Source organism: Streptomyces populi, from assembly GCF_002911015.1.
In the GTDB taxonomy this organism is placed as follows: domain Bacteria; phylum Actinomycetota; class Actinomycetes; order Streptomycetales; family Streptomycetaceae; genus Streptomyces; species Streptomyces populi.
The window spans coordinates 32,021-44,535 of record NZ_KZ626908.1; the positions used below are offsets into that span (position 1 = coordinate 32,021).

The 12,515-nt window shown below is 73.2% G+C and carries 12 protein-coding genes; 4 read left to right on the forward strand and 8 right to left on the reverse strand.

Going from position 1 to position 12,515, the window contains the following annotated elements; genetic code table 11:
• The first annotated feature begins 50 nt into the window (after positions 1–50).
• The gene (locus CW362_RS28610; RefSeq protein WP_103552494.1) at positions 51–386 is read left to right on the forward strand and encodes a DUF6332 family protein; all 336 of its coding nucleotides are present in this window, start codon (positions 51–53) and stop codon (positions 384–386) included.
• On the opposite strand, the gene CW362_RS28615 is transcribed toward CW362_RS28610, so the two are convergent.
• From CW362_RS28615 to CW362_RS28625, 3 genes are all read right to left on the reverse strand, one after another.
• Positions 347–1,012, reverse strand: coding sequence for a response regulator transcription factor (locus CW362_RS28615; RefSeq protein WP_103552495.1), 666 nt, complete (start codon positions 1,010–1,012; stop codon positions 347–349). The genes CW362_RS28610 and CW362_RS28615 overlap by 40 nt on opposite strands.
• Positions 1,009–2,244 carry a sensor histidine kinase gene (locus CW362_RS28620; protein ID WP_103552506.1) on the reverse strand — a complete coding sequence of 412 codons (1,236 nt, stop codon included), beginning with the start codon at positions 2,242–2,244 and terminating at the stop codon, positions 1,009–1,011. The genes CW362_RS28615 and CW362_RS28620 overlap by 4 nt, the downstream gene beginning before the upstream one ends.
• A gap of 210 nt (positions 2,245–2,454) precedes the next feature.
• A complete protein-coding gene (locus CW362_RS28625; protein WP_103552496.1) occupies positions 2,455–3,183 on the reverse strand; it encodes a TetR/AcrR family transcriptional regulator in 729 nt (242 codons plus the stop codon).
• Between the two features lie 254 nt (positions 3,184–3,437).
• On the opposite strand from CW362_RS28625, the gene CW362_RS28630 reads away from it, so the two are divergent.
• Entirely contained in the window at positions 3,438–3,887 is a 450-nt protein-coding gene (locus tag CW362_RS28630; RefSeq protein ID WP_103552497.1) for a nitroreductase family deazaflavin-dependent oxidoreductase, read from the forward strand.
• 59 nt (positions 3,888–3,946) lie between these two features.
• On the opposite strand, the gene CW362_RS28635 is transcribed toward CW362_RS28630, so the two are convergent.
• On the reverse strand, positions 3,947–5,203 hold the full coding sequence (locus CW362_RS28635; RefSeq protein WP_103552498.1) for a geranylgeranyl reductase family protein: 1,257 nt from the start codon (positions 5,201–5,203) through the stop codon (positions 3,947–3,949).
• Between the two features lie 176 nt (positions 5,204–5,379).
• On the opposite strand from CW362_RS28635, the gene CW362_RS28640 reads away from it, so the two are divergent.
• A complete protein-coding gene (locus CW362_RS28640) occupies positions 5,380–6,735 on the forward strand; it encodes a dipeptidase (protein ID WP_103552499.1) in 1,356 nt (451 codons plus the stop codon).
• A gap of 316 nt (positions 6,736–7,051) precedes the next feature.
• Here CW362_RS28640 and CW362_RS28645 read toward each other — a convergent pair whose 3' ends face one another.
• The 3 genes from CW362_RS28645 to CW362_RS28655 all read right to left on the reverse strand — a co-directional run bounded on the left by CW362_RS28645 (position 7,052) and on the right by CW362_RS28655 (position 9,661).
• The gene (locus CW362_RS28645) at positions 7,052–8,092 is read right to left on the reverse strand and encodes an NUDIX hydrolase (protein WP_103552507.1); all 1,041 of its coding nucleotides are present in this window, start codon (positions 8,090–8,092) and stop codon (positions 7,052–7,054) included.
• Between the two features lie 130 nt (positions 8,093–8,222).
• Entirely contained in the window at positions 8,223–8,420 is a 198-nt protein-coding gene (locus CW362_RS28650) for a hypothetical protein (protein ID WP_103552500.1), read from the reverse strand.
• 287 nt (positions 8,421–8,707) lie between these two features.
• On the reverse strand, positions 8,708–9,661 hold the full coding sequence (locus CW362_RS28655) for an ROK family protein (RefSeq protein WP_103552508.1): 954 nt from the start codon (positions 9,659–9,661) through the stop codon (positions 8,708–8,710).
• Positions 9,662–9,898: 237 nt separating this feature from the next.
• Between CW362_RS28655 and CW362_RS28660 the strand changes: the two genes are divergently transcribed.
• Complete coding sequence (locus CW362_RS28660; protein ID WP_206301076.1) at positions 9,899–10,981, forward strand: LacI family DNA-binding transcriptional regulator; 1,083 nt, start codon at positions 9,899–9,901, stop codon at positions 10,979–10,981.
• Between the two features lie 78 nt (positions 10,982–11,059).
• Here the strand turns inward: CW362_RS28660 and CW362_RS28665 are convergent, their stop codons facing one another.
• Positions 11,060–12,364: a DUF6986 family protein gene (locus CW362_RS28665; RefSeq protein ID WP_103552502.1), complete on the reverse strand. Its 1,305-nt coding sequence runs from the start codon at positions 12,362–12,364 to the stop codon at positions 11,060–11,062.
• Positions 12,365–12,515: the final 151 nt, after the last annotated feature.

Genomic DNA, 12,515 nt, shown 5'->3' on the forward strand with positions numbered 1-12,515 from the left:
GCCCGGCGGGGGAACTTGCCCCTCCGGGCGCACGACTGTTGACTCACCTCATGAACAACAACGGGGCATACAAGGACAGTTGTCGCAGCGGTACGGACATAACGCGGACACGAAGGAGCCAGGCGCAGCGGGACGCCGCCACCGTCGAGATCGGATACGCCCTCGCCAGCGCGGCGTTCGTCGCCGCGGTCGCCTCCGGGTTCGTCACCGGACCCGCCCTCTTCCTCCCTCTGTCGCCGGGCACGGTCCACATGCTCGTGACGGCCGGCGGCGTCCTGGCCGCCACCCTCTTCCCCCTCCGGGTCGCCACCGTGCTGTACCGCTTCCGCCAGGAGGGCGCCGGGACTCAGCCCAGCCAGCCGGGCCGCACCAACCCCGACTCGTAGGCGAGCACGACCAGTTGGGCGCGGTCGCGGGCCCCGAGCTTCACCATCGTCCGGCTGACGTGGGTCTTGGCCGTGAGCGGGCTGACGACCAGTCGGCGGGCGATCTCGTCGTTCGAGAGCCCGATGCCGACCAGCGCCATCACCTCTCGTTCCCGTTCGGTGAGTTCGGCCAGGGACGCGGCCGACCCGGGCTCCTTGGAACGCGCCGCGAACTCGGAGATCAGCCGACGCGTCACCCCGGGCGAGAGCAGTGCGTCGCCCTCGACCACCGCCCGTACCGCACGCAGCAGCTCATCGGGCTCGGTGTCCTTGACCAGGAAGCCGGAAGCACCGGAGCGGATGGCCTCGAAGACGTACTCGTCGAGCTCGAAGGTGGTGAGCATGACCACCTTCACCTCACCGAGGTCCCGGTCGCCGGTGACGCGGCGCGTGGCGGCCAGGCCGTCCAGCACGGGCATCCGGATGTCCATCAGGACGACGTCCGGGCGCAGCTCACGGACCGCGCGCACCGCCTCCTCGCCGTCGGCGGCCTCCCCGGCCACCTCGATGTCCGGCTGCGCGTCGAGCAGCGCCTTGAAGCCGGCCCTGACCAGCGACTGGTCGTCGGCGAGCAGTACGCGGATCACCGGTTCTCCTCCTTGGCCTTCCACGGCAGTACGGCCAGCACCCGGAATCCTCCGTCGTCGCGCGGGCCGGCCTCGATCGTGCCACCCAGGGCGGCGGCGCGCTCCCGCATCCCCGCGAGCCCGTTGCCGCTTCCGCCCGCGTCCGCGCCGGTGGCCGGACCGTCGTCGTCGATCACCAGCCGCAGCACACCCCGTTCGTGCTCGAACCGCACCCGCGCGCGACGCGACCCGGAATGCCGTACGACATTGGTGAGCGCCTCCTGGACGATGCGGAACGCGGCGAGGTCGGTGCCGGGGGCCGGCGCCGGGACCTCGCCCTCGATCTCGACCGTGAGACCGGCACCCGCCGCCTGCTCGACCAGTTCGGGCAGCCGGTCGAGCCCGGGGGCGGGCGTGCGCGGCGCCTCCCCCGGTGCCCGCAGGGTGTCGAGCACCTGCCGGACCTCGCCGAGCGCCTCCTTGCTGGCCGCCTTGATGGTGGTGAGCGCCGTACGCGCCTGTTCGGGGTCGGAGTCGAGGAGCGCGAGGCCGACGCCCGCCTGGACGTTGATCACCGAGATGCTGTGCGCCAGCACGTCGTGCAGTTCCCGGGCGATCCGCAGCCGTTCCTCGTCGGCGCGCCGCCGGGCCGCCTGCGCGCGCTCGGCTCTTTCCCGGATCCACTGCTCACGGCGCACGCGCACCAGTTCCGACAGCGCCAGCACCGCCACGGCCCAGGTGGCGATGCCGACCTCCTGCATCCACGACGGGGGGTGGTCGCCGGCCGGGGGCAGCCGGCGGTACAGCCAGTGGGAGACCAGGACGTGCCCCGCCCACAACAGGCCGACCGCCGTCCAGGCCGCCTTGCGGTGCCCGGCGGCCACGGCGCTGACGCAGGCCACCGCGACGGGGAGGAAGACCGGCCCGTAGGGATATCCCGCGGCCACGTAGACCAGGGCCACCGCGGCCGTGCCGAACACGACGGACACGGGGTACCGCTGCCGCCAGAGCAGCAGGCCGGAGCCGGCCAGGAGGAGCGCCCGGGAGAAGGGGGCCAGGGCGAGCCGGTCGCTGTGCTGGGCATGCGCCGCGAAGTTGGAGCCGACGAGCACGAAAGCGGTCAGCAGCAGCGTGGAACGCCACGGCCATCGCGCGCGGCGCTCCTCGTCGTTCCAGCGGTCCCAACCGGGCGGTCGGCGCCGTCGCGGCGGACCGCCCCGCGCCGGTGCCGCGGGGGCGTGCTGCTCTTCCATGTCCGTCACGCTAGACGGCCGACCACGGCGGCGGCGTCCGCCGGGCGAGGTGATCACCCGTACTCCCCACGGAGTACGGCCTCCCCCCGGAGCACGGCACCGCAGGGCCCGGTCCACGCCGTCCGCGGGCCGCCCGCCGTCCGCGGCCCGCGCCGACGGTCCGTGCCCGGTGCCGTCCGCTTCGGGGGTGGTGCCGCCCGCTTCGGGGGTCTACGCCGAGTGCGGCCCGCCGGGCGTCCCGTCCGGCTCCGGGTACACCAGCCCCACGTCATGCGCGAGCCGCTCCACGGCATGCCGGAAGAACGGCTCACGGTCCTCCACAACCCGATTGAACTGGCCGAACAGCTCGAATCCGATCAGTCCGTAGAGCTGCGCCCACGAGGCCACCAGCGCCACCACCACCTCGGGCGGCAGATCGGGCGCGAGATCGGCGGCCATCCGCCGCGCCTCGGTCTTCAGTCCGGCGGGCAGCGGCGTCCGGGCCACGCCCTTGTCCCGGTACGCGTCCCGGACGACTCCGATCAGGAGGAGGCCGACCCGGGAGGCGGACGGAACGGTCTCCTGCGGCGCGACGTACCCGGGGACGGGGGAACCGTAGATGAGCGCGTACTCGTGCGGATGGTCCAGTGCCCAGCGTCGCGCCGCCACGCACACGGCGTTCCAGCGCTCCCGGGGGCCTGCGGCGGCCACCTCGGCGTGCGCCGACTCGGCGGCCCCGCCGAGGGAGTCGTAGGCGTCGATGATGAGCGCGGTCAGCAGGTCGTCCCGGCTGGGGAAGTAGCGGTAGAGCGCGGAGGAGACCATCCCCAGCTCGCGGGCCACCGCCCGCAGTGAGAGTTTGGCGGCACCCTCCGCGGCGAGCTGTCTGCGCGCCTCGTCCTTGATGGCCGCCGTGACCTCGATCCTGGCTCGGGCACGTGCCCCTCGCGCGGTACTCATACGGTGCAGTGTCCCACGTTTTCGGAGCAGTGCACACAAACGAGAGCGGTGATCCGAAAGCAGATCGGCGATCCGCAGGGCGATCAGCAGTCACCAAAGAGAGCAGCGCACAAAAACGAGAGCACCGCTCTTGCATTGGATCACCGATCCGATGCAGACTCTTCTCGAGCGAGAGCAGTGCTCACAAAACAGATCGGCGCTCTCACCGAATGTCCCGCAGACCCCGCACGTCCCACACACCCCGAGAGGTCACCGTGTCCGCACACGTCCAAAAGCCCGGCTGGTTCACCATCAACGTCTTCAACCGCGTCGTGGCCTGGATCACCAGGCGCGGTCTCAGCGTCTGGGGCTCGCGCGTCCTGGCCGTCCGGGGCCGCAAGAGCGGCGAGTGGCGGACGACCCCGGTCAATCTGCTCACCGTGGACGGCGAGCAGTACCTCCTCGCACCCCGCGGCCACGTCCAGTGGACGCACAACATGCGGGCGGCCGGCGGGGGCGAACTGCGCCTGGGCAAGAAGGTCGACACCTTCACCGCCGTGGAGGTCGCCGACGACGACAAGGTGCCGCTGCTGCGCGCCTACCTCAAGCGCTGGAAGGCCGAGGTCGGCGTGTTCTTCGCCGGCGTCGGACCCGACTCCCCCGACGAGGAGCTGCGGCGCATCGCCCCCGACCACCCGGTCTTCCGGATCACGGTCGAGAGCTGACACCGGCCGCGCCCGCCCGCCTCCGGATCACGCCCCGGAACCGACGCCGGCCGTGTCCGCTACTCCGCCGCCGCCTCCGCCACCGGGGGCCGCCGGTCGAGGGCGGTCAGGGCGCGCCCGATCGCCGGGTGGGTCCGGACGATCTCCCCGAGCGTGGTGGAGCCGCGGGTGATCCCCGTGAACGCCTTCCACACCGGGCGCAGGCCGGTGAGGCCGGCGTGGAACATGCCGGGACGCCGTTCGAAGGCCGCGAGCAGACGCTTGCCGACGCTCATCTCGACACCGAGCCCCGCCTTGATCGCGAAGGCGTAGTTCAGCGCCTGCCGCCGGGCGTCCACCGCGTCGTGCGCCTCGGCGATCCGCACCGCCCACTCCCCCGCGAGCCGCCCGGAACGCAGCGCGAACGAGATGCCCTCGCGGGTCCAGGGTTCGAGCAGCCCCGCCGCGTCACCGCAGACGAGCACCCGGCCGCGCGACAGCGGCGAGTCGTCGGCACGGCAGCGCGTCAAGTGGCCCGAGGAGATGGACGGCTCGAAGCCGGCGAGGCCGAGCCGGGCGATGAAGTCCTCCAAGTACCTCTTGGTGGCGGCGCCTTCACCACGCGCGGAGATCACGCCGACGGTGAGCGTGTCCCCCTTGGGGAAGACCCAGCCGTAACTGCCGGGCATGGGGCCCCAGTCGATGAGGACGCGCCCGCGCCAGTCCTCGGCGACCGTCTCCGGCACCGGGATCTCGGCCTCCAGGCCGAGATCGACCTGGTCGAGCTTCACACCGACGTGCGCTCCTATCCGGCTGGCGCTGCCGTCGGCGCCGACCACGGCGCGCGCCAGGATCGTCTCCCCGCCCTGGAGGACCACGGCGACGGTGCGCCGGTCCGGGACCGCCGAACCGTGCTGCTCGACGCGCGAGACCGTGGCACTCGTGCGCAGTTCGGCGCCCGCCTTCTGCGCGAACTCGACGAGCTGCTGGTCGAACTCCGGGCGGTTGATCAACCCGAACAGCATGCTCCGGGACCGCCGGGTGCGGACGAACCTGCCGTCCATCGAGAAGGTGACCGCGTGCACCCGGTCCCTGAACGGCAGCTCGAAACCGGGGGGCAGCGCGTCGCGCGAGGGACCGATGATGCCGCCGCCGCATGTTTTGTAGCGGGGCAGTTCGGCCTTCTCCAGCAACAGGACGCTGCGTCCCGCGACCGCTGCCGCGTAGGCGGCCGAGGCGCCCGCCGGCCCCGCGCCGACGACCACGACGTCCCACACCCGCTGTTCGTCGTCCGCCGGGCGCCGCTCGTCGTCCGCCGGAGAGTTCTCGCTGCTCACGTTGGTCTACTGCTCCCAGTCCAGCCGTCTGCCGCACCTGTCCCCCGCATCCTACGGCGGGCGTCACCGCGAGCCGCTGTGGGAGGATCTGCAACGGATGCGTCCTGTACACCAGTCCGCATCACTCGATCATCTGTACACAGAAGTACAACGTCGCACCTACAAGGAGCGTGCCCATGTCGTCGAATCCGGTCGCCGAGACCGTCGCCTCGCTCATGCCCCGGGCGAAGACGGAACTCGCCGAGCTGGTGGCCTTCAAGTCGGTGGCGGACTTCGACCAGTACCCGAGGAGCGAGAGCGAGGGGGCCGCGAACTGGATCGCGGACGCGCTGCGCTCGGAGGGCTTCCAGGACGTGGCACTGCTCGACACCCCGGACGGCACGCAGTCGGTGTACGGCTACCTGCCGGGCCCGGAGGGCGCGAAGACGGTCCTGCTGTACGCGCACTACGACGTGCAGCCGCCGCTGGACGAAGCGGCCTGGACGACACCCCCGTTCGAGCTGGTGGAGCGCGACGGCCGCTGGTACGGACGGGGCAGCGCCGACTGCAAGGGCGGTGTCGTCATGCATCTGCTGGCGCTGCGCGCCCTGAAGGCGAACGGCGGCGTGCCGGTGCACGTCAAGGTCATCGTCGAGGGCTCGGAGGAGCAGGGCACCGGTGGTCTGGAGCGCTACGCCGAGCAGCACCCGGAGCTGCTGACCGCCGACACCATCGTCATCGGCGACGCCGGCAACTTCCGCGCGGGCCTGCCGACGGTCACCGCGACCCTGCGCGGCATGACCCTCGTACGGGTCCAGGTGGACACCCTCGAAGGGAACCTGCACTCGGGGCAGTTCGGCGGTGCGGCGCCCGACGCGCTGGCGGCGCTGATCCGCGTCCTGGACTCGCTGCGGGCGAAGGACGGTTCGACGACCGTGGACGGCCTGGCGGGCGAGGCCGCGTGGGACGGCCTGCAGTACGAGGAGCAGGCGTTCCGCGAGGACGCCAAGGTGCTCGACGGGGTGGAGCTGATCGGCTCCGGCACGGTCGCCGACCGGGTCTGGGCGCGCCCGGCCGTCACGGTCCTCGGGATCGACTGCCCGCCCGTCGTCGGGGCGACGCCGTCGGTGCAGGCGGGTGCCCGCGCACTGATCAGCCTGCGGGTGCCGCCGGGCGTCGACGCGGTCGAGGCGACGAAGCTGCTGGAGGCGCACATCGAGGCGCACACTCCGTGGGGCGCGCGGGTGAGCACCGAGCGGATCGGACAGGGCCAGGCGTTCCGCGCCGACACCTCCAGCCCCGCGTACGCGTCGATGGCCGAGGCCATGGCGGTCGCCTACCCCGGCCAGGAGATGCAGTCGGCGGGCATGGGCGGCTCGATCCCGCTGTGCAACACGCTGGCCTCGCTGTACCCCGACACGGAGATCCTTCTCATCGGCCTGAGCGAGCCGGAGGCGCAGATCCACGCGGTGAACGAGAGCGTCTCGCCGGACGAGCTGGAGCGCCTGTCGGTCGCGGAGGCCCTGTTCCTCCGGAACTACGCGGCGAGCTGACCGTCCGCGGACATGGGCAGGGCCCGCGCCGGCCGGCGCGGGCCCTGCCCATGTCCGGCGGCGTCCTGCCGTATCCGCCCGTGTCCGCCTGTGTCCGCCCGTGTCCGGTCGGTTCACCACGGGGGAAGCCCTCCCGGAGGGCCGACGGGGCACGGGGCCTCGCACGGTGGTGGTGCGGCGTGGACACCGGGGCGACCGGAGGTCCGTCCGTACGCGCCCGTCGTACGGACCGGGCGGCGCGGGGAAGGTCCCACCGGCCGGGGCCACGGCGGGGCGACGGCGCGGAGGACCTCGGCGCGACGGGACGGACCGGATGTCAGCCGAGCGGTGTCCCGGCCTCCAGGTACAGCGCCGCGCCGCGCTCACGGGCCCGCAGTGCCCAGCGGAGCCGTTCGTAGCGCACGGGCGGCAGCAGGTCGGCCGCCTCCTGCTCGGTGACGAAGCGCCAGCCACGCAGTTCCGGGCCCGGGAGCAGGAGCCCCCGGACGGCCTGTTCGTCGAGGCGTCCGCCGTCGAAGAGGAGCCGCAGACCGCCGTAGCCGGGCGGTGCGGGCGACTCCCAGTCGACGACGAGCAGCGTGGGCACCTCGTCGAGGGTGATGCCGGTCTCCTCGGTGACCTCGCGCATGCCGGCGCGGGCGGGGGCCTCGCCGGCCTCGACGACCCCGCCGGGAAACTCCCATCCCGCCTTGTACGTCGGGTCGACGAGCAGGACGCGGTCGTCCTCGTCGAAGAGGAGCACTCCGGCGGCGACCGTCTCGGCGGTGGGTTCGGGGGTCTGCACGATGTCGCACACGGGTGCCTCCCCGGTGCGTACGGCCTCGGCGACGCGCACGGCGGTGTCGTACGGGGTGAGCGTGCTGGTGTCCACGGGGTGGGCGTCGGAGGCGAGCCAGGCGAGCGCCGCCCGGTAGGGCTCGATGTGGTCGTAGGACCACTGGCGCACGCGCATCTCGCCGTCGGGCAGGTCCAAAGGCACCTCCCGACCGGCTATCCGCTCCCGCAGGATCGTTTCAGCCGGAGCGAGGAGCACATGGCGCACGGGAATCCGGCGCGCTGCGAGACCGCCGAAGATCTCGTCGCGGTACTCCTGCCGCAGCAGGGTCATGGGGACGACGAGGACGCCTCCGAGTTCGGCGAGCATGGCGGCCGCGGTGTCGACCACGAGCCGGCGCCAGATCGGCAGGTCCTGGAAGTCGCCGACCTCGGCGAGGCGTTTGGCCGGGAGCAGCTGCGCGAGTGTGCCCCCGACGACCTCGGGGTCGAAGAGCGTGCTGTTCGGGATCAGCTCGATCAGTTCCCGTGCGGTGGCGGTCTTCCCCGCACCGAACGCACCGTTGATCCAGACGATCACGATTCCCCCTCTTCTGTGGCCCCCTGAGGCTTGCCCGCTCCACCCTGCCACGGAAACCAGCCGCTGATGAGGGTGCGAACGAGGCGGCGCCGGTGCCCCCGTGGCGGGGGCACCGGCGCGGCGCGGCGGTCCCTCAGCCGTTCTGGACGCCGAGAGCGCCCTCGTCGGCCACCAGGTCGCCGGTGTCGACGGCGTGATCGACCGAGCTGAGCGTGTCCTTGACGTTCTGATCGCTCAGGGAGTCCCCGCTCAGGGCGTGGGACGGGGTGATCGCCGCGACGACGAACCCGGTGGCGAGGGAGGCGATGGCGAGCATGCTGCGCTTCTTCATGCCCGGTTCAACTGCGAAGGCCGGACGGGGTCACGGGTGGATCCGGCACCTTCATCCGGACACCTTCATCCGGACACCTTCATCCGGACACCTGCGTCCGGACACCTGCGTCCGGACACCTCTGCCGGGCCCGGCGCTCCGGTGGGACCGTCCGGGCGGGCGCCCGGTGGGACCCGACGCCACGGCCGCGCGCCGGCACCGCGGGCGCACGCGGCACCCGGCGGAGGACCGCGGCTCCCTCCGGTCCGGGCCCCGGACGCGGGAAGCCGCGGCCCGGGGCGGCCGGATCAGACGCGGGCCCCGGCCGTCCGTGGCCTGCGGGTGAGTGCCGCCGCGGCCGCGCCGACCAGCCCGGCGTCGGTGCCCATCAGCGCGGGCGCCACGGTCAGGCGCCGGACGAAGGACAGCGTCGCGTAGTCGGCCAGGGCCCGGCGCAGCGGCGCGAAGAGCACGTCGCCGGCCTTGCCCACTCCCCCGCCGATCACGGCGATGTCGATCTCGACCAGGGTCGCGGTCGCCGCGATGCCCGCCGCGAGAGCCTGCGCCGCCCGCTCGAAGGAGGCCACGGCGACCGGATCACCGGCGCGGGCGGCTTCGGCGACCGCCGCGGCCGAGGTGTCGCCGTCGGGACCGGGCCGCCAGCCTCCCTCCAGCGCGCGGCGGGCGATGTTCGGGCCGCTGGCGATGCGCTCGACGCAGCCCCGGGAACCGCAGGGGCAGAGATCGCCGTCCAGATCGACACTGATGTGCCCGATGTGGCCCGCGTTCCCGGTGGGACCCGCGTGCAGCTGCCCGTTCAGGACCAGCCCGCCGCCCACACCGGTGGACACCACCATGCACAGCGCGTTGTCGTGCCCCCGGGCGGCACCCTGCCAGTGTTCGGCGGCGGTGATGGCGACACCGTCGCCGATCAGCTCGACGGGGAGTCCGCCCGCGGCCTCGGAGGCCCGTTCGACCAGCGGGTAGCCCCGCCAGCCGGGCACGTTCACCGGGCTCACCGTGCCCGCGGAGGCGTCCACCGGGCCGGCGCTGCCGATGCCCAGGGCCGCGGCCCTGCTCCAGAGCGGGGAGACGGCCAGCTCGCCGATGACGTCCTCGACGGCGCGCATCACGGTGCCGCCGTCCTCCTTGGCGGGCGTCGGGCGCTGCGCGCGCAGGAGAATCCGTCCGTGGCCGTCCACCAGCGCTCCGGCGATCTTGGTGCCGCCGATGTCGAGCGCGGCCACGAGGTCGGTGTGCATCAGAGTCAGGTCTCCCATGGGGTGTCGTGCCGGGCCCGCCGCGCCGCGGGTCCGGGGTCTTCGGCCGGGAACCGGCGGAACCGGGCCCCGTCGTACGCGGCGCGGGGCGCGCCGACGGACCACGGGGACCGCGCGCCCTGGGGAAGACGCAGGCCGGAGATTGCGGTGGACAGTGTCTCCCGCATCTGACAACGTTGTCCAGGCTCTATGCTCGACGCCACATCCTCATACAACCCCATGGACCTACGCATCCCCGTGGACGACAGGACAGGACAGCACATCGTGGCCGAGACCGCCCGCCGATCCGAGAACCGCTACGGAAACCGTCCGACCATGAAGGACGTGGCGGCGCGTGCGGGAGTCGGTCTCAAGACGGTCTCCCGCGTGGTCAACAGCGAGCCCGGCGTCACCCCGGACACGGAGCGCCGCGTCCAGGAGGCCATCGAGGCGCTGGGCTTCCGCCGCAACGACAGTGCCCGGGTGCTGCGCAAGGGCCGCACCGCGAGCATCGGGCTGGTCCTGGAGGACCTCGCGGACCCGTTCTACGGGCCGCTGAGCCGCGCGGTCGAGGAGGTGGCCCGCGCGCACGGAGCCCTGCTGATCAACGGTTCCAGCGCGGAGGACCCGGACCGTGAGCAGGAACTGGTCCTCGCGCTCTGCGCGCGCCGGGTGGACGGGCTGGTCGTGATCCCGGCCGGCGACGACCACCGCTATCTGGAGCCGGAGATGAAGGCGGGCGTCGCCACGGTCTTCGTGGACCGCCCGGCCGGGAGGATCGACGCCGACGTCGTCCTGTCGGACAGTTTCGGCGGCGCCCGGGACGGCGTGGCCCACCTGATCGCCCACGGCCACCGCCGGATCGGCTTCATCGGCGACATGCCGCGCATCCACACCGCCGCCGAGCGGCTGCGCGGTTACCGGGCCGCCATGGAGGACGCGGGCATACCGGTCGAGGACGAGTGGATGTCCCTCGGTGTCACCGACCCGCAGCGGGTGCGCAAGGCGGCCGAGGACATGCTGTCCGGACCCTCGCCGGTCACCGCGGTCTTCGCGGGCAACAACCGTGTCACCGTGACCGTCGTCCGTGTCATCGCCGAGCGCGGTCGCCCGGTCGCCCTCGTCGGCTTCGACGACATCGAGCTCGCCGACCTCCTGGAGCCCGGGGTCACCGTCGTCGCCCAGGACGCCGCCGCCCTCGGCCGCACCGCCGCCGAACGCCTCTTCCGCCAGCTCGACGGCAACCTCATAGCCCCGGAGAGGATCGAACTCCCGACCCGGCTGATCACCCGCGGCTCGGGGGAACTGCCGCCGACGAGCTGAGCCCCGGCCGCACCGCCTCCGGCCGCTCGGGCGCGGCCGCCCGCGCACCCGGCGCGGGCGGGGCCGTGACCGGCGCCGCTACCGGTCCGTCGCGGTGAGGTCACCCCGCCGCGGCGCCGCGAAGGCCTCCAGTTCGGGGCGGGTCAGGCCCGTCTCCCGCGCCACCTCCGCGACGTCCAGGGCGCCGCAGTCCAGGCCGCGCAGCAGATGGCCGCTGAGGGCCTTGGCCGTGGCGGGTTCGTCCATCACGTCGCCGGGGGCGCGGCCGGCGTAGCGGGACAGGCGGGCGGCGGCCTGCGCGAAGCCCTCGCGGTAGAAGGCGAAGACGGCCGCGTAGCGGGTCGGGATGTGGGCGGGGTGCATGTCCCAGCCCTGGTAGTAGGCGCGGGCCAGGGCGCGGCGGGTGAGGCCGTAGTGCAGGCGCCAGGCGGCGTGGACCTTCTCGGTGGGCCCGACGGGCAGGACGTTGGTGGAGCCGTCCGAGAGGCGTACGCCGGTGCCGGCGGCCGCGACCTGCATGACCGCCTTGGCGTGGTCGGCGGCCGGGTGGTCGCTCGACTGGTGGGCGGCGGAGACGCCGAGGCAGGCGCTGTAGTCGAAGGTGCCGTAGTGCAGCCCGGTGGCGCGGCCCTCGGACGCCTGGATCATGCGGGCGACGGTGGCCGTGCCGTCGGCGGCGAGGATCGCCTGGCTGGTCTCGATCTGGATCTCGAAGCCGATCCGGCCGGGTTCCAGGCCCCGGGCCTTCTCGAACTCCGCCAGGAGCCGGACCATCGCGGTGACCTGTTCCGGGTACGTCACCTTGGGCAGGGTGAGCACGAGCCCGTCGGGCAGGCCGCCCGCCTCCATCAGGCCCGTCAGGAAGACGTCGAGGGTGCGGATGCCCCGGTCCCGGACGGACGCCTCCATGCATTTCATGCGGATGCCCATGTACGGGGCCGCGGTGCCGTTCTCGAACGCCCCGGCGATCAGCCGGGCCGCGCGGGCCGCCGCCGTGTCCTCCTCGGCGTCGGGACGCGGACCGTAGCCGTCCTCGAAGTCGACGCGCAGGTCTTCGACGGGTTCGCGCTCCAGCTTGGCCCGTACCCGGTCGTACACGGGCCCGGCCAGTTCGTCGGTGAGGCCGAGGACAGCGGCGAAGGACGCGGGGTCGGGGGCGTGTTCGTCGAGTGCGGCGAGGGCGCGGTCGCCCCAGGTGCGGACCGTGCCGGCGTCGAACGCGTCCGCGGGGACGTACACGGTGTGGACGGGCTGCCGGGTGCCGGGGTCTCCCGGATAGAGGCGCTCGAGCTCCGCGTCGACGGGGGCGAGGAAGGCTCCGGCCGCTTCGGTGACGGCGTCCGAGAGGCTCGTCGCCACCTTCTCCTGCTGATCCTGGCCCATCCGGCAGCCTCCCGTTTTCCGCGCCACGGAATCAACAATCCGTTGAATGAAGCTATCCGGCGAGCTTCCCGCGGGTCAACAGCCCCGGGGAACCGTGGGGCGCACCCGGCACCCGGCACCCGGCACCCGGCACCCGGCACCCGGCACCCGG